At 67.9% G+C, this 23,968-nt stretch carries 15 protein-coding genes; 7 read left to right on the forward strand and 8 right to left on the reverse strand.

Annotated elements, in window-relative coordinates; genetic code table 11:
- Nucleotides 1–162 precede the first annotated feature (162 nt).
- From ACFWI4_RS10645 to ACFWI4_RS10655, 3 genes are all read right to left on the reverse strand, one after another.
- Nucleotides 163–549 carry a hypothetical protein gene (locus tag ACFWI4_RS10645; RefSeq protein ID WP_387193463.1) on the reverse strand — a complete coding sequence of 129 codons (387 nt, stop codon included), beginning with the start codon at nt 547–549 and terminating at the stop codon, nt 163–165.
- Nucleotides 550–944: 395 nt separating this feature from the next.
- Nucleotides 945–1,544 carry a hypothetical protein gene (locus tag ACFWI4_RS10650; RefSeq protein ID WP_387193465.1) on the reverse strand — a complete coding sequence of 200 codons (600 nt, stop codon included), beginning with the start codon at nt 1,542–1,544 and terminating at the stop codon, nt 945–947.
- Between the two features lie 244 nt (nt 1,545–1,788).
- The gene (locus ACFWI4_RS10655) at nt 1,789–2,007 is read right to left on the reverse strand and encodes a helix-turn-helix domain-containing protein (protein ID WP_387193467.1); all 219 of its coding nucleotides are present in this window, start codon (nt 2,005–2,007) and stop codon (nt 1,789–1,791) included.
- 149 nt (nt 2,008–2,156) lie between these two features.
- Here ACFWI4_RS10655 and ACFWI4_RS10660 point away from each other — a divergent pair, with 149 nt between their 5' ends.
- The 4 genes from ACFWI4_RS10660 (at nt 2,157) to ACFWI4_RS10675 (ending at nt 7,640) form a co-directional block, all read left to right on the forward strand.
- On the forward strand, nt 2,157–2,699 hold the full coding sequence (locus ACFWI4_RS10660; protein ID WP_387193470.1) for a UTRA domain-containing protein: 543 nt from the start codon (nt 2,157–2,159) through the stop codon (nt 2,697–2,699).
- Nucleotides 2,696–3,463 (forward strand): GntR family transcriptional regulator, encoded by a 768-nt coding sequence (locus tag ACFWI4_RS10665; protein ID WP_387193473.1) that lies wholly within the window; start codon nt 2,696–2,698, stop codon nt 3,461–3,463. The genes ACFWI4_RS10660 and ACFWI4_RS10665 overlap by 4 nt, the downstream gene beginning before the upstream one ends.
- A 1,265-nt stretch (nt 3,464–4,728) precedes the next feature.
- Nucleotides 4,729–6,774 (forward strand): hypothetical protein, encoded by a 2,046-nt coding sequence (locus ACFWI4_RS10670; protein WP_387193476.1) that lies wholly within the window; start codon nt 4,729–4,731, stop codon nt 6,772–6,774.
- On the forward strand, nt 6,771–7,640 hold the full coding sequence (locus ACFWI4_RS10675) for a DciA family protein (RefSeq protein WP_387193479.1): 870 nt from the start codon (nt 6,771–6,773) through the stop codon (nt 7,638–7,640). The genes ACFWI4_RS10670 and ACFWI4_RS10675 overlap by 4 nt, the downstream gene beginning before the upstream one ends.
- Here the strand turns inward: ACFWI4_RS10675 and ACFWI4_RS10680 are convergent.
- Nucleotides 7,606–8,586: a hypothetical protein gene (locus tag ACFWI4_RS10680; protein WP_387193482.1), complete on the reverse strand. Its 981-nt coding sequence runs from the start codon at nt 8,584–8,586 to the stop codon at nt 7,606–7,608. The genes ACFWI4_RS10675 and ACFWI4_RS10680 overlap by 35 nt on opposite strands.
- Before the next feature lie 782 nt (nt 8,587–9,368).
- Between ACFWI4_RS10680 and ACFWI4_RS10685 the strand changes: the two genes are divergently transcribed.
- Together ACFWI4_RS10685 and ACFWI4_RS10690 are read left to right on the forward strand one after the other, a co-directional pair.
- A complete protein-coding gene (locus ACFWI4_RS10685; RefSeq protein ID WP_387193484.1) occupies nt 9,369–16,373 on the forward strand; it encodes an RHS repeat-associated core domain-containing protein in 7,005 nt (2,334 codons plus the stop codon).
- 9 nt (nt 16,374–16,382) lie between these two features.
- Nucleotides 16,383–16,811 carry a DUF4259 domain-containing protein gene (locus ACFWI4_RS10690; RefSeq protein WP_387193670.1) on the forward strand — a complete coding sequence of 143 codons (429 nt, stop codon included), beginning with the start codon at nt 16,383–16,385 and terminating at the stop codon, nt 16,809–16,811.
- A 517-nt stretch (nt 16,812–17,328) separates the two neighbouring features.
- Here ACFWI4_RS10690 and ACFWI4_RS10695 read toward each other — a convergent pair.
- A complete protein-coding gene (locus tag ACFWI4_RS10695; RefSeq protein WP_387193487.1) occupies nt 17,329–18,549 on the reverse strand; it encodes an MAB_1171c family putative transporter in 1,221 nt (406 codons plus the stop codon).
- 553 nt (nt 18,550–19,102) lie between these two features.
- On the opposite strand from ACFWI4_RS10695, the gene ACFWI4_RS10700 reads away from it, so the two are divergent.
- Complete coding sequence (locus ACFWI4_RS10700) at nt 19,103–20,500, forward strand: FAD-dependent oxidoreductase (RefSeq protein WP_387193490.1); 1,398 nt, start codon at nt 19,103–19,105, stop codon at nt 20,498–20,500.
- Nucleotides 20,501–20,636: 136 nt separating this feature from the next.
- Here the strand turns inward: ACFWI4_RS10700 and ACFWI4_RS10705 are convergent, their stop codons facing one another.
- From ACFWI4_RS10705 to ACFWI4_RS10715, 3 genes are all read right to left on the reverse strand, one after another.
- Entirely contained in the window at nt 20,637–21,845 is a 1,209-nt protein-coding gene (locus tag ACFWI4_RS10705) for a DUF6545 domain-containing protein (RefSeq protein WP_387193493.1), read from the reverse strand.
- 283 nt (nt 21,846–22,128) lie between these two features.
- Nucleotides 22,129–23,337, reverse strand: a complete 1,209-nt coding sequence (locus tag ACFWI4_RS10710) for an MAB_1171c family putative transporter (RefSeq protein ID WP_387193496.1) — start codon at nt 23,335–23,337, stop codon at nt 22,129–22,131.
- Nucleotides 23,334–23,912 (reverse strand): toxin-antitoxin system, toxin component, encoded by a 579-nt coding sequence (locus ACFWI4_RS10715; protein ID WP_387193499.1) that lies wholly within the window; start codon nt 23,910–23,912, stop codon nt 23,334–23,336. The genes ACFWI4_RS10710 and ACFWI4_RS10715 overlap by 4 nt, the downstream gene beginning before the upstream one ends.
- Between the last annotated feature and the right edge of the window lie 56 nt (nt 23,913–23,968).

Raw genomic sequence — 23,968 nt, forward strand, 5'->3', positions numbered from 1 at the left:
CGGGCTCCCCCCCCACACCCCCCAACCACCCCTCACCCGGCCCCCGGCGCCCCGGCCCCTCCCCCCCCCCCCGCCCCGCCCCCCCCGCCCCCCGCCCCCCCCCCCACGGCCCGCCTCCCACCCCCATCGGGCCGGTGGTGGGAGGGGGACCGTGGCGGATCGTCAGGCGGCCGGCACGTAGGCGGCCGGGGTCCGGCCTTCGCGCAGCAGGTAGTCGGACGTCGTCCACGCCGAGCCGACCGCGAACGGGATCCCGTCGGGGCGCAGGGTGTCGCGGACGATGACCGCCCATCGTGCGCTGGTTCGGCGCAGGAGCTGCGCAGCCTCGCGTGGATTGGTGACGAGCGCGAGCACCTCGAAGCGGCCGTCCACGTTCTGGTAGATCGCGCCGGGGCGGCGCGGGCCGATCTCGGCGTCGGCCCGGGCGTGACGCGGATGCGGGCGGGGGTTGGTCGGAGTCGGCCGGTCCGGCGTCTTCTCGTGCAGGACCGGCCGCTTCGGCAGGGGCGTCCTAGTGGTCAGGGCGGGTACGGCTGTCATGCTGAGCATGCGGGTCGTCCTCTCAGGAAGGGTGACCTGCGACAAAGAACCCCCAGGGGCGCAATCCCTGGGGGTTCGTCGCGTCACGGCCCCGCCAGTTGAGGCGGGGAGTGCGTCCTGCGCACTCCGCCGACTACCGTGCCTCGCTCATGGCAGGCGCGGTCGCCAGCGGGCAGCGTAGGCTGCGGATCAGTTCTGCTGTTCGGCGTCGCGGGCGTCCATCTCGGTCATGAACTGCTCGAATTCGGCCAGGTCCGTCTCCTCGTAACCAGCGCACAGTTCTTCGAATGTGACGTCGTCGTCCATGCGTGCTCCTTGCTCGTGCTCGGGTGGATGTCGTACGGGACGCCAAGGGGCTGGTCACCCTGTGGGTGCCAGGGCCTTCGTCGTTCATCCGGATTGGCTCAGCTCGCGCGGTGTTGGGGATGCAGAGTCTCGAGTGGTACTGGCGGTGCGGCCAGCGGTGCATCGCCGTCGGGCTGCTGCGCGCGGCGGGCGTCGGCATCGCGAACCGCGGACTCGGTCAACGCCCACTGCATCTCGCGCAGCAGCCACATGGGGCGGCCGTCGCTGTCCGGCGGCGCCTGCTTCTGCGCGGCGATCTGGCTGACGGCCAAGGCGGGGGCGACCTTCGGCTTGCGCAGCACAGTGGTTGGGCGGCGATGGCCAGTTTGGGCGTGGCCGTCTTCCAGGCGCTCCTGCCACTTCTTGACCGTGACATCGACGATAAGTAGGCGGTTGCTGCCCAGGCGGCAGCGCACTGCGGCGTCCTTGCCCGCGCGGCCGGTGTCGTGCGGGACGACCTTCGGTGTCTTGGTCCCGAGGCCGGTGATCGGCACCCACGTCTCACAGTCGGGGCAGACCAGCGAGGCGCAGGCGGGACGCAGGTCAACCTGGTGGGGTTTGAGAGTAGAGAGTGATAACGCCGGGCGACCGTTGACCGTGCGGGAACGGGTCCGGCTCTGGCGGGGGCGGGCGGTGCGCTCAAAGGGCGAGGTAGGCATCTGGACTCCTCATATACGCGTGGCCGGGGCGCGTCGCGATGCTTTCTCTGCCCTGCGGGCCGCACGGCACGAGGCCGGCGTCCCGCAGGACAGACAGCGCACAGCGCTGCGACGTTCACGCAGTCGTCGCGGCCGTCAGGCTCCGGGGGAGTTCGATGAGGCTCTCAACCCCGGCCGTCCCGAGGGACGGACGACTACTGCGGTGGTGCTGAGGGGCGTAGCCCCTGCTCAGCGGTTGGGCTGATCAGTCGTCTAGGGCCGGGGGCTGAAAGCTCTCAAGAGCCGCGGCGGGAATCTGGAGTGCCCCGTCGCGAACTCCCGCGCAGCGAGCGCAGCGCCGTTGGCTGGGTTCAGCCTTCAGCTTGCCGCTCGCGATCCATCGATAGACCGTTGCGGGGTGCGTCCGCATCCGCCTGGCTACTTCCTTCACGGAGAAGTGGGTCGGCGGTGACAACGGTTCCATGAGTCCTCTCCCTCGTCGGGAACGCGACGAACGTACTACCTTTCGCGAAAAGTAGCAAGGTTCTGCATCGGCGTGCAGTTGAGCCACCAGGGCACTTATCGTGAAAGGCGGTAAGGTTCGGCGATCGCAGGGAGCGGGAGGACAAGCTGGTGAGCGACGAATGGATCAGCGCTTCGGAGCCGTATCTCGCACCGCGCAGCGTGGGGGAGCGAGATGCCTGGTCGGATGAATCCGCAGCTCGGGAACGCAAGGGCGGTCAGCAGTTGACATTCGCTGGCCCTATCGAGCCCCCAGCCGACGTCGCACGGGCTTTGGGTATCCAGGCCGGCGAGGAAGCGGTCGCACGAAAGCGGATCATCACGCTCGACGGGCAGCCAGTGGAACTCACCGACACGTACTACCCGTCGGCCATCGCGCTGGACACCCCTCTTGCCACCCCACGCAAGATCAGGGGTGGAGCTGTCACGCTTCTGGCGAGCCTCGGCTTCACGACAGCGCAAGTCCACGAGGACGTCAGCGCGCGCATGCCCACTGCCGCGGAACTGGAAGCCCTACACCTTGATGGCTCCGAGCCTGTCCTGACCCTGCTTCGCGTGCACGTCGCCGCCGACGGAAAGCCGCTGCAGGTGGACGCCATCACCATGCCGTCGAACGATCGCCACCTCCACTACAGCTTGAAGAAGCAGGGATGAGCCCCACGGCCGAAAGTGCAACCGCCGACCCGCGCCCTCTCCACGAGCGGATCGCTGCCGACCTACGCGACCAGATCAATGCCGGGGACTACCCTCCGGGCACCGCCATCCCGTCGACTGAGCAGCTCAAGACGCGCTTCAATGCCTCGAACGCCACGGTTCAGAAGGCGCTGGGTCTGCTCAAAAGGGAGGGTCTCGTCGTCGGGCGCGCGGGAAGTTCCGTGCAGGTGCGCGGACTTCGCCGCCAAATCATGACCCCGGCCTTGTACTCGGCGCCAGCAGCGCCGGGTGGGCGGTACCGGTGGATCGCTGAAGCAGAGAGGCGCGGTCAGTCCGGCACTTCAAAGCTGCTGGAGGTGGGAGAAGTCGTTCCCCCTGGCGACGTACGGGAGGCACTCGGCCTCGATGAAGGCCAGAGAGCGGTTCTCCGGAAGCAGATTCTGTTCCTGAACGAAGAACCGTGCGAGTTGGTGAAGTCGTACTACCCGTTGGATCTGGCGGCCGGCACAGCACTGATGCTGAGGAAGCGGATCCGTGGCGGTAGTCCAGCGCTGCTCGCCGAAGCTGGCTACCCGCCGGCCCGGACCCTGGATCGCGTCTCAGCCTGTATCGCTACACAAGAGCAGTACGAGGCTCTGCAGTTGCCCAGCGATCTACCGGTCCTTCGCACCCTGCGCGTGGTCCTTAGCCAGGACGATCGGGTGATCGAGGTGACTGAGATGGCAAAGGCCAGTCACCTCTACGAGCTTCAGTACGAGTTCTGACGCGGCGCAGGGCGCCTGGTGCATCCTTGCCGCATTTCGCGAAAGGTTGGTAGCTTGAGCGCGGCAGGTGGATCTCGGGAGGGGAGGCCCAACCACGGGCATCCCGCCCCTGGGCCCAACCACGGGCATCCCGCCCCTGCCCTCGAGATCGCGGCTATGGAAGGAGGCGCCCGCCGATGAGTCTTCAACCGGGCCCAGTCCAACTCCGCTCACAGGGGGAGTTGATGGATCTGGCCTCTCCGGCCCCTCGCACTCAGCGGCGAGCCGCGCGCAAATGCATTCGGGAGATTCTTCAGAGACCGACAGTTCAAACACCTGTACGTCGCCGGTATTTGCGTGCGATTCCAAGAGGAAACCGGGTCTGCCGCCCATTCCCCTTCTGACGACACGTCGTCCCTGCCATAACGGCGGCTGCCTCGGGGGAGTATCGTGGGCCCGAGCTTGATCAAAAGAATGGCCCCCACGACCTTGGACAAGTCGAGGGGGCGGGCACGACGGGTCTTGTGATGGGGACCCGACGGCCGGACGACCACCCTTTTCACAAGTCAAGGTGATCGACATGCATCAGGGTACCCGCACCCTGGCCTCGACACACAGCACCCCGCCGTGGGGTCAGCAGCGCCCGTGCGCAAGCTGGCCCTTCAGCGGGGCGTTTGCGTTGGGGCGAGCATCTCTGCCCACGCTCTCCCGCGAAGGGAGCAAATTGGCGTAATCGCGACAGGCGGCGCCCGCACAGCGGGTCTTCTAGCCGCCGAGACGCCCGGCCACCCAGGTGATTAGCCGTCACCTCGGCTATGGCGCCTCATCTGCCACCAGGGGCTTAGCAGGCCCCTGAAGGAACCGGCGAACAGTTAGCAGCTGCTGCCGGTTCGAGCTTGGTTCTCACCGAACCACGAAGTGCCAGAGGGCCCTTCGCTATACCCACTCTCATGTGAGAGAAGGACAGAACCCATGTTGCAGCATCGTGCTGCTCTTTGTCAGCCCAGCCATGCCCGTTTGGCGCATTTTATGGCGTCTATCCGGTCACAGTTTCTCTCCTGGTCCGGAGGTCTGCCACGCGAGCGGGCCACACGGAGGCTCTCGGTTGCGTTCATGTGGGCCCCCCTGTGAGCGCCGTGGCGGTTCCCGCTCCGCGTTCTTCCGTCGACAGGACACCTTGCGCTGCGGGACCCTCGCGCCAACGGCGTCGGTTGAGGGCGGTCCCGGAGGCTGCCGACCGGCCGGCTTCCACGGAGTTGGGCGACCCTCTCCAGTTGTCGAAGGGGATGCGGACTCGGCTGCTCGCGGCGGTGCGCACTCTGCTGGCCGACCCGTCGTTGGCCGGTGTGCCGGACGCGGCCCGGCTGGCGGCGGTGGTGTTGTTCGCGAAGTCGCGTGCGCCACAGGGCCGCCCCGACGACGGCCAGACGTCGACGTGGGGTGCTGAGCTGGGGCGTTGGCTCGGGGTGACGGAGTCGTCTGTCCATCACGACGTGCTGCCTGCGCTCCGGGAGTCCGGTGCGGTGCGGACACGGGTGGTGATGGACGCGAAGGGGCATCCGACCGGGCTGGACTGTCTGGTGATGCCGCTCTGGCGTGCCCGTCGTGCCGGTGTCGCCGGGCACGCGCTGGCGTTGTCGCGGGCGGAGCTGGCGGTGTTGCTGCGGTTGTGCGAGGTCTTGTTCGGGCCCGGCTGGATGCCGAAGGACAAGGCACCGATTCCGGCCGGGATGCTCGCGTCCCGTACGGGCCGGGGGGCTGCGACGGACCGGCTCGGGCTGCTGCTGATGGTGCTGTCGACGGGGTCGGCGGGCTGGCTTCAGCTGTGCCCCGGTTCGGTGGACACGTCCCGGGGGCGTCCGGCGGCGACGGTCGCGCGGCTGCTGGGCTGTACGGCGGCGGCCGGAGCGAAGGTACTCAAGCGCCTCCAGGAACACGGTGTCGCGGACGTGGTACGCAAGCAGACCGGCTCGGGCCTGAACGCGCAGTCGCGGGTCCGCTTGGTGCCGGTTGCCCAGGCCCACGGCGTGGCCGTGCGGGAGGCCCGCCCGGCGGCGAAGGCCCTGCTTTCAGACCTCGCCGATACTGCATCCGGAGATCGTGAGTCCGGCGAGACGAGCGAGACCCTTGCTCCGACTGGGATCGAGGGCCCCGGCCAGGACGGGATGACCGGATCGGCAGACCTCGCCGCAACTGCACAGCACCACGCTCTCCACGCCTCTGTTGTCGCTCCTGGTGGTTCTCTCCCGCTCTCTGGTGGCTTTTCCGGCGAAGGCCGTGGTGGGATCCACGGTCTACCGGACCGCGCGTGCGCGGGCGAGGACGGCGGCCCGCTCCGCGGGGAACAGCAGGAGAACTCCCGGTCGATCAGCAGCGAGAAGCCCGGCCGCGGGCCGGTGGACGACGGTTCGGTGCGGGTCGGGGCCGGTGAGGGCCAGGGCAGGCAGCAGCGGGGCAGGGTGCCGCTGCCACCAACGGATCTGCTGGCCGTCCTGGACCCGGTGGACCTGGTGTGGGCGCGTCTGGAACGTCCGGCCGCCCGCCGCCTGGTGGCGGCCGCCGCCCGCAGCGAGCTGGGCAAGGTGGTCGGGTTCGCCGGCCGCGTCGATGCGCCGCAGGTCCTCGCCGACCGGCTCGCCCGGCGTCTGGCCGACCAGATACGGCTGGCCGGGCCGATCAAGGACCCGGTGGGCTGGCTGATCGGCCTCGGGCTCCCGCAGCGTCAGCAATGCGGCGACGTACGGTGCGACGACCGAGTGCTGCTCGACTCCGGCCAGGAATGCCCCCGGTGTTCAGAACGGCAGGAAGACCGCCGGGAACAACGCCACGCTGTCGCGGCCGCCGTCGACGCTGCGATGCCCGGTGCCTCGCAGGCGGAGCGCCGAGCGGCCACCGCTACGCAGCTGCATCAGGACGTGACGGCCAGGGCGTGGGCGCAGGTGTACAAGTGGGACCAGGTCCGCGCCCGGCAGGCCGCCGCAGCTCAGAGCCGTATCAAAGCCGCGGCCGCGCAGCCCGAGGGCCGGGCCCCGGCCGCACCGGTGGCCCTGGTCGCGCTGCCCGCGCCCCGTCCGGCCGCCGTCGCCCCGGTCCCGGAAGTCGCGGACGTCTACGACGACCAGGAGCTGGTCCTCGAGGACCTGACCCGCGAGCAGGTGCTGGACTGGCGCAACCGCGCCGCCGCAGACCACCAGATCGTTCACGACCACATCGCCCGGTACGGCGAGCACTCCGCGCAGCGCCTGTTCACCAGGTCGTTCGTCGCGACCGTGCAGCGCCTCGCGGGCCTTGGGCACCTGGACCTCGGCTACAGCTCGTGGGGGCAGGCATGAACGGCAGCGAGGTGTCCGGCGTCGACCTGGCCCGGGTCGCGCTGCGGGCCGCGATGGAGGCGGCACGCGCCAACGGCGGCGGCCCGAAGGCGAAGGCGAAGCCGCGGATCGTGCGTACGGTGCGCCGCGACGGACGCGAGCCCATGGGCCTGGGTGCCGCGATCGGCGCCCTGGTCACCGAGCGCGCGTGGGAGCTCCCAGCCGCCGGTGCGACGCTGCGCGAACGGTGGGCGGCCATCACCCCCGAGCTCGCCGGGCACGTCGCCGCCGTGTCCTACGACGCCGACTCGGGACAGCTCACCGTATGCCCGGAGTCGGCTGCCTGGGCGACGAAGGCCCGGCTGGAGCAGACCCGGATCATCGCGGCCGCCAACCAGTCGGCAGGCCGCACGGTCGTACGCACCCTGCGGATCCTGGCGCCCGGCACGGTGTCGGTGCCCGAGCCGGCCGACTCCGATCCGGAGCCCGCGGCCGCCGGGCAGCCACGTACTCGGGAGACCGCCTCGGATGGCTACCGCCGCGCGCTCGCCGCGCACCAGGAGGCGGCACCACCGTCGCGGATGGACCCGCACATCACGGCGGCGGTGGAGCGGCAGACCGCCGCGATGCGCGAGCTGTCCCGCAGGGCGTTTCCCGAGCCCGACGCCGTTCAGGACGCTGCGTCGGCCCCGATCGAGCAGGCACTCACCGAGCGTCGCCGCCAGGCCGCGGCGACCGAGGCCGCCGCGTTACGCCGGGCCCGCGTCGAACGCCCCAGACCCGATCCAGAACTTGGGCAACGGGCCCTCTCCATCGTCTGTGAGCAGCAGCGCTGTCCGCCCGAGGTCTGGTCTAGTCGGTTTCCACCAGCTGTCCCGAGGGATTGACCCGGCAGTGGAAGAGATGGAACGGGCCGCCCCGCTCGGACAGAACAGTGGGATTGCTCGTGAGCTGCAGTACCCGCTGGCGGTAGCGCCAGCCCGTTCCGTACTGCGCCCGCCGGACACCGGAGGGGTTGGTCTCCCATTCGGCCAGGTGCTGGACCAGGGCCTCGAGCGTCTCGCCGTCCTGGAGTGTCAGGAGCGGCGAAGCGGGGGCTTCCTGCAGTACGGCGACGATGGTGTGCGCAGTCTGGGCGCTGAACCAGATCGCCGGGTTCGCGTCGGCCGCGCCGGACCGCAGCCGGACCAGGGTGTTTTCCAACGGGTCGGCCGCCCACGGCTTGCTCTTGGACAGCGCCGGCTCCTCGCTCAGCCAGGCCAGCAGAACGCGGCACTCGTGCCCGTTCAGACCGAACCCGTCGCCGGCGAACAGGGCGTGGAAGATGCGCAGCAGGACGTCGCGGCGGCGCGGCCGCTGGCGGCGCTGGACAAGGCAGTGCCAGCACAGCCAGCCCATCGGCGTGTACGGGATCTCCTCCGCGAACGCGACGCGGCCGATCATCTCGCCCGCTTCGTAGCAGTCACCGCACAGCCCGCACCTGCCCGCGACACCGGCCGCCTTGACCCACCGGGGCCGAGGCAACCGGCCGATACCTCCAGGGCGGTCGACGCGAGTGACCCGCCGCAGACGTGCGCGATAGCCCCTCCGGCCCTCCTGCTCACACACACCGAGCTCTCGGAGAACCTCCCGCAGGTCGTCGTCATCGGCGTCGGACAGGCGGGGCACGTTGACCAACTTGAAAACGCGGTCCCACAGGGCTCCGGACTCCTCGCCGACAGCCTTGGAGAGCGTGTCGACCGCCAAGGTCACCTGCTTGCGCAGGGCGGTCCCAGTCAGGGCTTCCGTCTCGTCGTCACGAGCCTGGATGTCCTCGACGGCGAACAGGGTCATCAGTGGGGGTCCGTCTCTCTGAGCAGAATCTTCGCTCACACCCTGCACCTGGTGCCCGGGGGCCGTCGGACCTCACCACCCGACGAGGGGAGCAGGATTCACTCGCCCGGCGGAGCGCGTAACCGGATGTGGGCGCGCCCTGCCGAAGTGCACTGCAGGCAGTACCCCCACGAAACTGACGTCGCCCGTGCAGCGGCCCCTCACCGCGCCCCAGCTGAACGTGCACAGTGGCAGATACGCCGAAGCTGCCGCGCGTCACCGCGCCGCGACGCGCCCCAGTGAACTCGACGCAGACGTAGTGGCGTTGAGACCTTCAGAGGCCGCGGAGACCGCCCGCTTCCTGCCCTCGCGATGGGCCGTCGACGTCGGCGATAGGCCAAATGTGCAGGTCAGGAGCCTGCATGCGTCGGCTTCAAACTGTGGACAAGATCACACTCCCTCGGGGAACCCATGATCGAACCCCTCTGTTCACACCTGATTCACAAGAACTACTGTCCCAGTTCACTGATCGAATTCAGGCCACGCCGATCCCACCACCTCTCGTAGGTGTCTTCGGCATGCCCTGGAGCGGTGGTTGTTTTGTTGGGCTGCCCTTGCACGTGCTGCAAGTGGCACATGCAAGGGGGGTTCGGGTGGCTGCAAAGCGCGCGAGATACCTGTCAGTTGGGATAGCCGGCGCACTGATGGCCGGCTTGCTGTCGACGATGTCGGTGGTCTCGCCAGGCGACGCCGCGGCTGCGGAGGATTCGACACCTGTCGTACCGTCGCAACCGCTCGGGGCGGTGCAGGCGCAGCATGCAGAAGAGGCGGGCAAGGCGCTGCCGGCGCCGAAGTGGCCGAAGGCCGCGGAGGCGATCGTTGACCTGTCGCAGGCGGCGCCCGGCGATCCGGGCACGGTGACCGCCAGCCCGTCGGCCTCTGCGGGCAGCGACGTCACTGAGGTCGCGAACGTCGTCGAGGTCGCCCCCGCGGACGACGCCAGTTCCGCCTCGACGCAGCTGTCCCGTTCACAGCTCGCCGCGGACGACACCCCTACGGCGCAGCCGACCACGTCACCCGATGCGTCGCTCCAGCCGGACGACACCGACGATCCGACCGCGGAACCCTCCGTCACGGACACGTCCGACGCGACGGCTTCGGCCTCCTCGGCCTCCGCTGACCCTGTGGCGAGTGCGTCGCCGCAGCCTTCGGACTCGGAGTCCACGCCGCCGCCCGCCACCGACGCGGATCCGGTGACGCCGGACCAGGTCGAAGTACGGGTCCTGGACCACAACGACGTCGCCCCGGCCGGCGGCATCGGCCTGGGCGTGCAGGTGACCCGTACCGACGGTGTCACCACCCCCGGGCAGGTGCAGGTCTCGATTGACTACTCGGGCTTCAAGTACGCCTACGGCGGCGACTTCGCCGACCGGCTGCAGCTGGTGAAGCTGCCCGCGTGCGCCCTGCAGACGCCGGAAGCCGAACAGTGCACGCAGCGGGAATCCGTGCCCGTGGACAACGACACCGCCAAGGGCACGCTGACCGCGACGGTCGAGGCCGAGCCCGACAGCGACGGCCTGTCCTCCCAGCTGGGCAGCGGCTCGGCCTCCGTCTACGCGGTGACCACGGGATCGTCCTCGACACAGGGCGACTACCGGGCCTCCACCCTGTCACCGACCGGGTCGTGGGACGTGTCGGCAGGCTCCGGCGCCTTCACCTACAACCTCCCCGTCAGCCTGCCCAAGCCCGCACAGGGCAGTGCGCCGTCGTTGTCCCTGTCGTACAACTCGCAGTCGGTGGACGGGCGGACCTCGGCGACGAACAACCAGGCGTCCTGGGTCGGGATGGGCTGGGACCTGAACGTCGGCTACATCGAGCGCCGCTACCGCAACTGCTCCAAGGACGGCCTGAAGACCATCGGTGACATGTGCTGGGACTCTCCCAACAGCTCGAAGGAGCCGGACGGAGCCGTCTATGTCATCAGCTTCAACGGCGTCACCTCCCAGCTCGTCCAGGACGGCACCGGCACCGGCTCCTACCACATTCAGGACGACCCGGGCTGGCAGGTTCAGCACCTCTTCGGTGGGTACGGGGCGGACGACGAGTACTGGGTGATCTCCACCCAGGACGGCAGCCGCTACTACTTCGGCTGGGGCCGCAACGAGCGCACCCAGGGTCTGACCGGATCGGTGTTCACCGAACCGGTGGTGGGCAATGACGTGGGCGAGCCGTGCCACGCGCAGTTCCCCGAGCCGTGCACGCAGGCCTGGCGGTGGAACCTCGACCGCACCGTCGACCCCAACGAGGTGGAGGCCGCCTACTACTACGACAAGGAGACGAACTACTACCGTTCCGTCGCCAACACCGACAAGGCCCGCTCCTACACCGCCTCCGGCTATCTCTCCCGCATCGAGTACGGCTGGGCCACCCAGATCACCGGCTCCATGCCCACGGGCAAGGTGGAGCTCAGCCACGTCAAGCGGTGCGTGGAACGCATGGCGGACACGGACCCACTGCGCAACGAGCCGGACCCGTGCCCGTCGATATCCTCCAGCCCCACGTCCTACCCGGACGTTCCGCTAGACCTGCTGTGCGACGGCACATCCGCGGACTACTACTGCGCGGGCAAGACGTACTACCCCACGTTCTTCAGCACGGACATGTTGTGGGACATCAAGACCTACGTGCTGAAGACCACCGGCGTTGACTGGGACCTGGTGCAGCAGTACCAGACCAAGCACGCCCTGCCCAACCCCGCAGGAACCATCGGCAAGACGCTGTGGCTCGACTACGTCCAGCACGAGGCCTACGGCACTGGCGAGGACAAGATCCTGCCCGTCGTCAACTTCGACGGCGTCGACCTGGACAACCAGGTGGGCTCCAGCGAGCTGAACTTCCGCCGCGTCAACACCATCCACGGCGACCTGGGAGCCACCACCACCGTCACCTACGGCCAGCCCGACCCCTGCGACATCGCCAACCTGCCCGACGAGTCCACCAACACCAAGGACTGCTTCTGGCAGAAGTGGACGCCCGAGGGCGGCAGCGAGAAAACGGGCTGGTTCAAAAAGTTCCTGGTCACCAAGGTGACCGTCGACCCGACGGTCACCACCAGCCAGGACGGCGCCCCGGAGATGACCACCAGCTACACCTACGGCGGCGGGGCAGGCTGGCGCTTCACCAACGACCCCCTCACGGCCGACAGTGACGAGTCGTGGTCGGACTGGCGCGGCTACCACACCGTGGAGGTCACCAGCGGCAGCGGCGCGGTCCAGCACACCGCCGTCAGCTGGCTCTACCGCGGCCTGGACGGCGACCGCACCTCCAAGACCGACCCGTCCAAGACCCGGTCGGTGACTGTCGCCGATGGTCAGAGCACCAGCTACACCGACTCGGCCTGGCTGGCGGGCCAGACCATCGAGAGCTCGATGCGCGACGACACAGGCAACTCCCACCAACGGGTCTTCCACCACTACTGGGTCCACACCACGGCCACCTACGACGGCCTGCCCGACGCACGCTTCGTCCGCGAGGACGAGACCACCACCGACACGATGGTCTCCTCCGGAACCGGATGGCGCACCCACGTCGTCCAGCACGAGTACGACGACACCAGCGACCGGTCCACCACCTACGGGCTGCCGCTGCGCATCGACGACCAGGGCGAAAAGGGTGTCTCCGACAACCAGTGCACGACCTGGGGCCGCACCGTCAACACCGACACGCTCGACAGCACGGGCGTCAAACGGTGGATGATCCTCATCCAGGACACCCGCCACTACAACACCGCCGGCGGAAGCTGCGCCGACCGCGCCTCCACCAACCAGGACTCCTACAGCTACACCCTCTACGACAATGCCGCCTCGGTGTCCGCGAACCACCCGGTCGACGGCAACACCACCGAAACCGGCGTCTACACCGTCGCCGGTGACACCGACCCGCAGCGGGAGACGTTCGGCTACGACGGCGCCGGCCGGCAGATCTGGTTCCAGGACGCCGACTCCAACCGCACCACCACCACCTACAACCCGCCCAGCAACTGGCCGGTGGACGGCATCGTCACCACCAGCGCCGACCCGGACGGATCTCCCAACTGGGCTCTTCCGCTCACTCCCTTGACCACCACTGTCTGGCTCTCGCGGCTCTGGGGCGTGCCGTACAAGACCCAGGACGCCAACGGAAACATCACCAAGATCACGCTCGATGCGGCCGGACGCGCCACCGAGGTGTGGGAGCCCACCGAAACGGGCGACAACCCGTCACTGAAGTTCGGCTACACCATCCCCACCGCGACCGGTGGAACCGTCCCGGACGCCGTCGTCGGCTACCCCATGACGACGACGTCCACCCTGCAGTCCGGCAGCACCTACCTCACGACCTACGACTACACCGACGGCCTCGGCCGCGCCCGGGAGACTGAGGCCAATATCCCGGACGGAATACCGTGGACGTACCGGCAGGTCGCGGTGACCCGGTACGACTCAGCCGGCAACGTCACCGGCACCTCCGCCAGCTTCAAGAGCGCAGGCCGCGCAGGCGGCACCGACCCGGTGAGCCCGGCCGTCGCAGACCTGCCGTCCTACACCGACCTGACCCTGGACTGGGCCGGTCGCACCACCATGTCCCAGATCCTCGTCGGTAACGGCACCAGCACCCGGGCCATCGCCGAAGGCCAGACCTGGACCGCCTACCACGGCGACTACAGCACCGTCACGTCGAACGAGCCCGGGGCCACCGACACCTACACCAACGTCTTCGGCCAAACCTCCCAGGTCGTCGAGCACAACGGCACCAGCACCTACAGCACCAAGTACACCTACGACGACAAGGGCCAGCTCAAGCAGATCACCGACCCGCGCAACAACACCACCGTCTACACCTACGACTGGGCCGGCAACGGCACGAGCGTCACCGACCGGGACTCCGGCAGCTCCACAACGAAGTACGACCACAACGGCCGCATCAGCTCGGTCTCGAACAAGGTCGACCCGCTCAACCCGCAGCTGATGACCAACACCCGCACCTACAGCTACGACCACCTCGGTCGACAGACATCCGTCAGCAGGGGCACCACCACGCTGGCGACCTGGCAGTGGGACGGGGTGAGCGGCGGCAAGGGGCAAATCACCTCCGCCACCAGCACCGACACCAACGGCAACAGCTACACCACCAAGACCGACGCCTTCGACAGCCGCGGCCGACCGACCAGCACCACCATCACCCTCCCCGCCGCCCTCACCGGCCTGGCCGGCAACTACACCACCACATACGACTACGACGCCGCCGACCACATCACCGCCGTCACCTACCCCGCCGCCGGCGGTCTGGACCCGGAGAAGGTCACCACCACCTACAACACCCTCGGTCAGCCCACCAATCTCGCCTCCGCCACGCAGACCTACGTCAAGAACACCGACTACTACGACGACCTCGGGCTGATCAAGGAGCGCGACTACGGCTCGCCCCTCGTCGGCGCCAACAAGGTCACCGCACAGCGCAACTACACCTACGACACCACCGACGGCACCCGACAGCTGACGGGCATCACCACGACCACCAGCGTCGACCAGGTCACCACCCAGCAGAGTCAGCAAGACGCATACACCTACGACAACGCCGGCCGTATCACCGAGATCCGGGAACAGGCCACCGGCCAGGACCCCCAGTCGCAGTGCTTCACCTACGACGACCAGGGCCGCCTGACCAGCGCCTACACCCGAGGCACCATATGCAGGTCCCCGGACTGGGTCGGCAACTCCGGTGGCGAGGCCCCGTACAACACGGCCTACACCTACGACCGCCTGGGCAACCTGCAGTCCGTCAAGGACACCAACAGCACCGGCACCGCCGTCAACCGGGACTACCTCTACCCCGGCTACGACGACGCCGGGACCTGGACGACGGCCAACGCCGCCCAGCCGCATGGCGTCCGCAAGATCAACATCAAGACCGACACCACGGTCACCGGAACCGAGGACTTCTTCTACGACACCGCCGGCGAGATGCTCAAGCACATCGAGCCCGGCAAGACCTCCGACTACACCTGGACCCCCCAGGGCCAACTCGCCACAACCACCACCACCGACTCCGGCGGCAGCAAACTCACCGGCTACACCTACGACGCTGGCGGAAACCTCCTCGTGCGGACCACACCGACGGAGACAGTCGCCTACCTCGGTGGCATGGAGGTGCGCAGGGCAGACAACAAGACCACCGCCACCCGCTACTACACCTCCGGCGGCGCGACCGTCGCCATGCGCACCACCACCGGCACCACCACGGGTGACACTCTCACCTACCTGATGGCCGACAGCCAGGCGTCCACCCAGGTCACCGTCGACGCCGTCACCGGCGCCACCACCCGCCGCCGCTACACCCCCTTCGGCGACGAACGCTCCGGAACCCTGCCCACCGGCACCAGCAACGGCTTCCTCGGCAAGACCGAGGACACCAGCACCGGCCTTTCACTCCTTGGCGCCCGCGCTTACGACCCGCACCTGGGACGCTTCCTCAGCCCCGACCCACTCGTCGCCCCCTACGACCCACAGAGCCTTTCCGCATACAGCTACAGCAACAACGACCCCATCAATTTCTCTGATCCCAGCGGCCTCAAGCCGGTCGGCCAATGCGGAACTAGCGGCATCTGCGCGGACGGCACCAGGGAGTGGTACACCCCCAACTCGGACGGCACCTGGACGCCCCAAACGTACGAGCAGGAGGTCGGCGATGACCGCAGCGATGGCACAAACATCACCACGACTACTGTTTCTTCAGGTGGTACAAAAATCGTCTACAAGGAAACCTCGTTCGGCAACGGGCTTTCCGTTCCCGGCGTCCTGCCCGTAGGCGAAAGTCGCAGACTTACCCAGGGCAAGGACCTCTTCAAGTTCCTTGTCTTCGACTATGCGGCGGCAGCTCAGTGCGCCAAACACCCGACCTTGAGCTGTACTGCCCGGGTCGCCGCCGACGCAATGCAGGTCAAAGTAGCAACGCTGTCAAAGCTAGGAAAGCTCGCCCTATCGGACTGTAAATGCTTCCTGGCGGGCACCGGCGTTCTCATGGCGGACGGAAAAGCAAAGAATATCGAGGATGTCAAGGTCGGTGACGAAGTACAGGCCACCGACCCGAAGACACGCAAAACAAGCCCTCGCAAGGTAACCCGACTGATCGTCACCGATAGCGACAAGCGCTTCAACAAATTGTCCATCGCTACCGCTGACGGCATCGAGTCGCTCACAGCAACAAACGGCCATCCCTTCTGGTCCCCATCAGAAGACCAGTGGATCCCTGCTGGCAAGCTCAAAGCAGGGATGACCTTGCTCACCATCGACGGTGACACAGTCATCATTACGGGGAACCACGCATACACCCGCCACGCCCGCACGTACAATCTCACAGTCGATGGTCTGCACACGTACTATGTGCTGGCGGGACAGACTCCGGTCCTCGTGCACAATTCCGGCGGATGTCCGACGGTGGGCCTCCTCAGCTCATCACACCAGGCCATCGGTGACCCCAATGCCAGGGGCGGCATCTACGCATTGGTGTCGGAGAACGGAACGGTGATGCGAACGGGTATGGCCACGGACCTGCAGTCCCGTCTTGCCACGCATCGACGGGACTACCCCGGTCTGACGGGCGTGGTTCTCTACAGGACGGATAATCGGGCTGCGAGGCGAGGTCTGGAGGAGATGGCCGAGAATTGGTACACGCCAATCTTGGCCAATCAAAGGGCGATACGTCTCATCAATCCGCGACGTCAACAATACTTGCAAGCGGCACGCGATTTTCTGGATGAATGGAGGTGAGTGGACGGTATGAGCGCTTCAGGTGTAGGGCCATTCGAGAACGACTCAGCGATGGATCTACTCGATGAGCTGCGAGGGCTTGATGAGGGCGAGGTAATCAACGCGCTGCGTGAGGCATTGTCGTCCGCGACTGAAGTCGAGCCCGGAGACTACCTTGATCGCGACTTGGGCGAGCCGGCGGTAGCTGCTTCGGCCGTTGCTTTGGCGAAGATCAAGGGAAGAGACAGTGTCCTCGAAGAGGTAGAACTGTTGGATGCGGTCCCCGAGATTCCGCCCTCCTTCTTCTCGCTGGTTGTTTCGGCTCTTTCCAGGGTGCTGGAAGAGGATTCCGAGGCTTATGGCCTGTGGGTCGATGAAGGCCGCGGGGACGAGTGGAAAGCCGAAGTGGAACGTCTCCTGAATGAAGCCAGCGAGGTCGCCCAAGGGGCATCAGGCTGACGAGACGTCTAGGTTTTTCCACTGCCGTATCTCGGCATGATTGGTGCAGAAAGTCAGAAGCCCCATCGGAGAATCCGGTGGGGCTTCTGGCGCGTCTGACGGCAACGTCCGCGGACGACGGCTACGGCGGTGGGTCGTCAGGGTCGTCGTCTTGGCCGCCGAGGGCGTGGCCCAGTGCATCGATGGCGTCACGCTGGAGTCGGGCGTGGGCGAAAACGCCGGCTATGACGCCGACGTGGGCGTGACCGGAGAGGGTGAGACCACTGGTCACAGACGGCCGACCGCTGTTGATGCCCGCAATTGGGGTCCACGCATGCGATCGTGAGGTGTGGTGTGATCCGGCGGCATCCCCCGAACGCCGGGTCACACCAGCCTCCCGTCGGGTGATGACCGCACCGCAGCCGCCTACAAGCAAGGCGTGAGGGCTGTAGCGGGCGCTGCGCCGCGCAGCGAACACACCCGAGGGCCAGCCTGGTGACCGTCGGCCCCCACCTCGCCCGCAGGCGAGTGCCTCCACTCAGTGCTGGCGCACCTGGGTCGTGCGTGACTGGACAGCTGCATCGACGATTGGCGTGCGGACTGCCCGGGACAGGCTCAGCAGCGACGGCTGTCCGGTGTCCACCACCGGTGCTCCTCCGCTGGGGGAGCGTGCTACGTACCCGCTCATCGGAACCACGAGGTCGATGTCGCCGACGACGAGAGCCAGCGTGCCTGATGGCGTGGCGGGGGAGGGGACTTCCGCGAGGGCGGCGACGGCGATCATCGCGGCTGTCCCGATCGCGTCGGCTGCCGCGGGGCTGGAGCCGGCCGCCAGTGCTTCCCGGTAGGCGTGTTGGCGGACCTGGTCGTCGAGGTGGCCGGAGAGTCGTTTGAGACCGTCGCGGATAGCGGTCTCCCGGGTGGTGAGCCGAAGGCGGACATCGCCGATCGTCCGCCAGGACGGCGGGGTACCTGGGCGCGGGGATTTGGTGGGTGCGGCCAGCAGGCGGAACAGCGGTCGCAGGCGTACGTAGGCGAGGGTGGAGTCAACGCGTGGTCCGATGACCGGGAGGATGTAGCCGGCTGATGTGAGGCAGGCGCCGAGGGCGATCAGCGGGGCGACGCGGGTGCTGAGGCCGTCCCAGGGGTGACCGAGCCAGTGCGCGGCCAGTGCCACGAACTTGACGATGCTGTAGGCGGTGGTGAACAGCCAGCCCAGCACGAGCAGGACCATGGAGGCGCGGGACCAGCGCTTGACCTGGCGGGTCCAGCGCCAGCACAGGATCGTGGTCGTCAGCGCCGCGACAGCGTGGGCGGCCAGGTAGAGAATGATCATTTCGCGGATGAACGGAGTGCTGGCGTAGTAGGTGTCGAAGTCCTCCCGGCGTTCGACCGGGGTGTGGCCCAGGGCGAACAGGATGCTCTCGGCGAGGATCACGGCTGCATAGCTGAACAGCCAGGCCCGGGCGGTACGGAAGTCGCTGCCTCGCCACTGCACGATGAGGATGAGGGACGCCGCGCTGAAGGCTGTCACCGCTCCGTACGTCAGGGGTGCCGCCATGTTCGGGACGCCGGTCACACCGTTGACCATCGCCACGGTGGGCGGTGCGCCCAGCAGGAAGCACAGTCCGGACAGGAAGATGACCGTGCAGAAGGTCCACTTGATGGGGTCTCGTCGATGACGGACCAGATCCGGGATCTGCACGGCGAGCCCGGTCCACAGAACGGCGGCCGCAACGTAGTAGATCAGCCCGTTCACTTCAGGCCTGCCGTTCCTGAAGGATGGTGGGCCATCCCGTACGGGAATCAGCCACGCGCTGCCTGGAGGGCGCCGAAGCGATGAATATCGCTCGATGCCGGCTCCGTCCGATGAGAGTCACCTTTACCCCAGCTCCTTGCCTCAATGGGGCAAATGGATGCCCTCTGGGCGACCAGCGCGCCGGGGCCTCCAGGTACGGGTCTGCCGTGCCCTTTTCGGCCTCCTCATCCTTGTTCACAGGAGGCACGCTGTCACCCGAACGGGCAGGTTCTGTAGAACAGTTGACTGTTCATCTGCTCGACCTGGGCCTATCCGGTTGGCCGCGATGCCTTGTGGCGACAGGGACGGCGACTCGGCACTCAGACGATCTTGCTGACCGGCGCCACAGCCGTGGGCCGGGGGCCGTGCTGCCGCGCCAACGGGACCGGCGTCTGCCCTGCGTCGGCGGACGCGGACGGGGGGTGTTCCGGCCTTCCTGTTGATCTCTGGCTGCCGGGACGAAGTACGAGGGTACGGTGAAGTCCCGCCCGATCATTGACCTTTGAGGAGCAGCATGTCGCATAGTGCAGTCGTCATCGGCGGTGGCTTGGCTGGCATGCTGGCCGCGTCAGCCCTGTCCCGGAGCGTCGAGGAAGTGATTGTCCTTGAACGCGACGTGCTGCCGCAGGGGCCGGAGCCCCGCAAGGGCATTCCGCAGGGCCTTCATACGCACATCCTGCTGCCCAGCGGCCGCGATGCGATCGAATCACTGATACCGGGCGCGGGCATAGGTGAGCGTCTCTCTGCCGCCGGCGCCCGTATTTCGTCCCTCACCTCGCTCCTCACCTACGGCGTTGAAGGCTGGTTCCGCCGCTGGGGGCGTGACACTCACCCGCTGACCGTCTGCAGCCGGGACCTGCTGGAGTGGACGATCCGCGAGGCCGTCCTGGAGGCAGCGAACATCACCGTCCGAACCGGGCAGGTCGTGGCGTTGGCGGGAAGTTCAGCGCGGGTCACGGGGGTCCGGCTGCGCGACCAGGACGGCCAGGAGAGCGAACTGTCTGCGGACCTGATCGTGGACGCGAGCGGGCGCGGGTCCCGGGCCGTGCACTGGCTCAAGGACCTGGGCATCACCGATATTGCGGAGTCCGTTGTCGACTCGGGGCTCGTCTACGCCAGCCGGCGCTTTCGCATCCCCAAGGGCGCCGAGGACTGGCCCCTGACTCAGGTGAACGCGGATCCGAACTCCGGGGGGCCCGGCCGCTCCGCGAACCTGGTGCCCCTCGAGAACGGCGAGTGGCTCGTCAGCCTGGGCGGCACCCGCGGCGGCGAGCCCACCTCCAGCAACGAGGACTTCGCCCGGTTCGCTCTCGACCTGCGGCACCCGATCGTGGGCGAGCTCATTGCCGGCGCCGAGCCCGTCACGGACGTGGTCCTGAGCCGGAGCACCCGCAACGGGCGCCGCTACTTCGAGAAAGCCCGCGTCTGGCCGGAGGGCTTCGTCGCCCTGGGCGACGCCATCGCCACCTACAACCCCGTGTACGGCCACGGCATGTCCGTAGCCGCGCTGGGAGCGAAGACGCTTCAAGAGGAACTGCAGAAGGGCGGCGTCGAAGCCCCCGGACTCGCGCGCCGTGTCCAGCGGGCCGCGGCGAAGCCCGTCGAGGCGGCCTGGGCGATGAGCACGTCCGTGGACCGGCAGTTCCCCGACGTGGCGGGTGATCCGCCCAACGCTCTCGAGCGGGCCCTCGGCAGGTACGTACGCCGCATGACCAAGGTGGCCACCACCTCCTACCGGGTGTCCTCCGCGATGTGTGATGTGACCACGCTCCAGAAGGACGCGCTCTGGCTGGTGCACCCCTCGCTCCTGCTGGCCACGCTGGCCGGGCCCGTTCTGCCCCCGCTGGAGGGGCCGCCGCTCACCGAGGCGGAACGCTCCTTCTTCGGCTCGTACGTTTCGACGGCCGGCTGAGCAGCGTTGGCCGGGGATGCGGGACGCGCCGTTCGGGAGCCGTCGCCGAGCGCGGTGCGGGCGCCCGGCGACGGAGAGCTGTGACCAGGGCGTGGTTCGCTGGGCGTGAGGCTTCAGGGGCGAGCCGACGGTGAGCTCACGGTCGGCGCCGTCCTGCATGCTCTGGCGCAGTGCCGTTGTGGGCGGCCTGCGTGCGGGTGCGTCGGGCGACGTTCCTGACGATGGGCGTTCGCATGGCCCGTGAGATCCGGGCGAGGTCGAGGGTGTGGCCGGGGCCGGGCTCCGGCGGGACGATGTCCGCGTGATCGGCGCCGGCACGGTGGAGCTCGATGGCGGCGGCGATCATGGCGGCTTCCGCGATGGCGGCCGCGGCGTCGGGGGCTGTCTTGCCGGCCAGGGCGGCTTCGAGGGCTTCGGCGCGGATGCGGTGATCGCACTGGTCGCGGCAGGCGACGATCCGGTCAGCGATGTAGGTCTGGCGCTGCGTCAGTCGCAGGCGCAGGGGCTGTTGCCACCAGGGCAGGGTCAGCAGGACGGGGCTGGCTGCCCCTTGGACCGGGCGCAGGGCCTTGGCCAAGGGGCTGAGCTGCCAGTACCGGACGGCTTCCTCACCGCGGGGGCCGAGCAGGGGGATCATGAACCCGGCCGCGACCAGGACGGCGCTGGGCGCAGTCATCAGCCGTGCGATTTCGATGAGGAAGTCCCAGTCGCGTCCGGTCCACCGGGCGATGACGGCGGCGGCAACGGCCGGGTCGTAGACGCAGTAGTGCATCAGGTAGCCGGCCGCCAGGATCCGCAGACCGGTCCTGAGGGTCCCGTGGACATCGTGGGACCAGCGCCAGCACAGACGGCTGGCGGTGAGCGAGGCCGCAGCATGGGCCACGATGTACAGGACGATCATCTCGCGGATGAACGGGGTGGTCGCGTAGTAGGTGTCGAATCTGAAGCGCTGCTCGACGGGGGTCGACCCCAGGGAGAAGAGGACCGCGATCAGAATGCAGCACGAGCCGTAGACGGCGATCGTGATGCGTGACAGCCGCCGTGTCTGCGTGACGTCTGGTCCGCCGCGCCAGTTCAGCACGAGGACGATGGACGCTCCGGAGAAGGCAGTCAGCAGGATGTAAATCAGCGGGACGGCGACATTGGTGATTCCCGTCAACTGCCGTAAGTAGGAAACGACGGTCGGGGCCGTGGAGAAGATCACGCCGGATCCGACGAGGAGCAGTGCGCAAATCGAGGACAGCAGCCAGTCGCGGCCCTTTGCCCGGATGAGGGCGGGGAGTTTGAGCAGACATGCCAGCAGGAGCATTCCGCCGGAGAGGTAGAAGACGGCGTCGCTGGTCATCTGCTGGCTGTGCCCTTCGGGCAGCGAACTCCGCGCACATTTCGTGTGCGGCCGCCGCGGTCAAGTGCCGTGACGTGCATCCGGTTGTGTCCATCCGCGAAAGCCGCTGTGCGGTTGGTGGTGATCCGATCAGGTGACCGTAGGCTATCGCGCTGGCAAACCTTGCCCGGTCGGCGCAATGTCTGAATACGCCCTGCGCGGGCAGCGCGTTTCCGGCACCTGATCGTCTCCTTGGACAGCCGATGAGGCGGTTGCACCACCGCGGAACGACGTGAGCGATCGATCAGGAGGGCGGCTTGGAATCGCTGTCGGCGCGCATCTCGGGATGGTCCTGCGACAGAGGGCTCTTTGCGCTCGCGGCGGCGTGAGCGCGAATCATGGCCCGGACGGTGGGCGTGCGCACAGCCTGCGCCAGCAGGAGCAGGTCCGCCTGATAGGGGTCCAGAAGAACCCTCGTGTGGCGCGCACGCTGGCGGCCCGGCTGCGTGGCAACAGCGATCATGGCGGCGGATCCGATGGCCTGGGCTGTGGTGTCGCTCGCGCCGTCGGCGATGGCTCGGGCGTAGGCAGTCTGCTGGACGTCATCATCGAGGACCGGGTTCAGGCGGCTGAGCCCGTCGCGGATTGCGGTGGTGCGTCTGGTGAGCTGGAGCTCGACATCGGCCAGGGACCTCCAGGACAGCGACACGGTGAACTGCCACCGGCTCGAGGCCGGTTGGAGGAGCTGGACCAGGGGGCGCAGGCGCAGCAGGGTGAGGCAGGTGTCGAGCGCAGGTCCTGCGAGCGGCAGGATGAATCCGATGGTGACGCCTGCAGCGCCGACACTGACCAGAAGGGGAGCGACCTGGGTACTGAGCCCGTCCGATGCGTGTCCGGTCCATCGCAGGGTGAGGGCCGTCAGCTTGGCGGGGCCGTAGCAAGAGATGCACAGCCAGCTCACCGTAAGCAGCTTGAGGCTCCTGCCCGTCCATCCGTTGGTCTGGCTGGTCCAGCGCCAGCACAGGATCGTGGTGGTGACGGCGGCCGCCGTGTGGGCGACCAGGTAGAGAATGATCATCTCGCGGATGAACGGGGTGCTGGCGTAGTAGGTGTCGAAGTCGGTCCGGCGTTCGGCGCCGGCGTCACCGAGTACGAACAGGACGGCCTCGCTGATGATGATCAGGGTGTAGGTGACACTCCACAGGCGTGAGACTCGCCGTACATGCTGGGGGCGGCCGCCGCGCCACTGGATGACCAGGACGAGGGATGCGGCGCTGAAGGCTGTCACCATGCCGTAGGCCACCGGGACCGCGGCGTTGGGGACGCCGGTGGCCCGGTTGATGGCTGCGATGACGGGGGAAGCGCCGAGTGCGAAGGACGTGCCGGCGAGGAAGATGACGGTGCAGAAGGCCCGTTTGAGCGGGTCGCGCCAGGTCCGCCGGAGGCCGGTGAGGTGTGCCGCCAGGCCGGCCCACAGAGCGGCAGCGATCAGGAAGTAGATCCACCCGCTCACTTCGTCCAGGGACCCCGGCCCAGGGAGTCCTCGATACGGCCCGCCACACCGTGAAGGTCGGGGCGGCGGCGGGTCCTGCGAAAAGCACGGAGCTCGGTGCCGAAGTGCAGGCCGAAATACTCGGCCTCGATCTCCTGCTCGGCGTCGAAGTCGGTCCGGGCTGCGTACTGAAGGTCGCTGAGGGCGCGGCCGCTGATCGGGCCGTCGCCGGAAGCGAGGAGATGCCGCACGACCTGGTGGATCGCCTCATCCTGTCCGCTCCGGGCACGTGCGGCAGCGCGTCCGGCCGAGGTGTGGGCGGTGCAGTGGCCCTGGACCATGTGCCAGATCTCGTGGCCCAGGATCACCTGCGCGTGATCGGTGTCGGCTGCGTCCTCGCGGACGGCCAGGATGTCCATGTCGGGCAGGTCGACCCACATGCCGCTGGCTGTGTCGGGCGGGAAGGTCGTCCGCATGAGGAAGACGGGCCGGCCGCGCATCGTGCTGAGCAGCGGTCCAAGGGCCGTGAAGATCTCGTCACCGTTGGTGTCCTGCTCGGCGAGGCCCCGCAGTAACCGGGTGCTTAAGGCCTTCATCTGGCTCACTGTCGCCGCTCGCACCACGGGTCCCCGTTCCTGGTGTTCGTCGTCCG

Source organism: Streptomyces sp. NPDC127038, from assembly GCF_042725875.1.
Taxonomy (GTDB): domain Bacteria; phylum Actinomycetota; class Actinomycetes; order Streptomycetales; family Streptomycetaceae; genus Streptomyces.

What these genes read in the sequence shown, in the direction of transcription:
- ACFWI4_RS10645 (WP_387193463.1), bottom strand. Translation starts at nt 549, where the DNA reads ATGCTCAGCATGACAGCCGTACCCGCCCTGACCACTAGGACGCCCCTG.
- ACFWI4_RS10650 (WP_387193465.1), bottom strand. Translation starts at nt 1,544, where the DNA reads ATGCCTACCTCGCCCTTTGAGCGCACCGCCCGCCCCCGCCAGAGCCGG.
- ACFWI4_RS10655 (WP_387193467.1), bottom strand. Translation starts at nt 2,007, where the DNA reads ATGGAACCGTTGTCACCGCCGACCCACTTCTCCGTGAAGGAAGTAGCC.
- ACFWI4_RS10665 (WP_387193473.1), top strand. Translation starts at nt 2,696, where the DNA reads ATGAGCCCCACGGCCGAAAGTGCAACCGCCGACCCGCGCCCTCTCCAC.
- ACFWI4_RS10670 (WP_387193476.1), top strand. Translation starts at nt 4,729, where the DNA reads ATGCGGACTCGGCTGCTCGCGGCGGTGCGCACTCTGCTGGCCGACCCG.
- ACFWI4_RS10675 (WP_387193479.1), top strand. Translation starts at nt 6,771, where the DNA reads ATGAACGGCAGCGAGGTGTCCGGCGTCGACCTGGCCCGGGTCGCGCTG.
- ACFWI4_RS10680 (WP_387193482.1), bottom strand. Translation starts at nt 8,586, where the DNA reads ATGACCCTGTTCGCCGTCGAGGACATCCAGGCTCGTGACGACGAGACG.
- ACFWI4_RS10690 (WP_387193670.1), top strand. Translation starts at nt 16,383, where the DNA reads ATGAGCGCTTCAGGTGTAGGGCCATTCGAGAACGACTCAGCGATGGAT.
- ACFWI4_RS10700 (WP_387193490.1), top strand. Translation starts at nt 19,103, where the DNA reads ATGTCGCATAGTGCAGTCGTCATCGGCGGTGGCTTGGCTGGCATGCTG.
- ACFWI4_RS10705 (WP_387193493.1), bottom strand. Translation starts at nt 21,845, where the DNA reads ATGACCAGCGACGCCGTCTTCTACCTCTCCGGCGGAATGCTCCTGCTG.
- ACFWI4_RS10715 (WP_387193499.1), bottom strand. Translation starts at nt 23,912, where the DNA reads ATGAAGGCCTTAAGCACCCGGTTACTGCGGGGCCTCGCCGAGCAGGAC.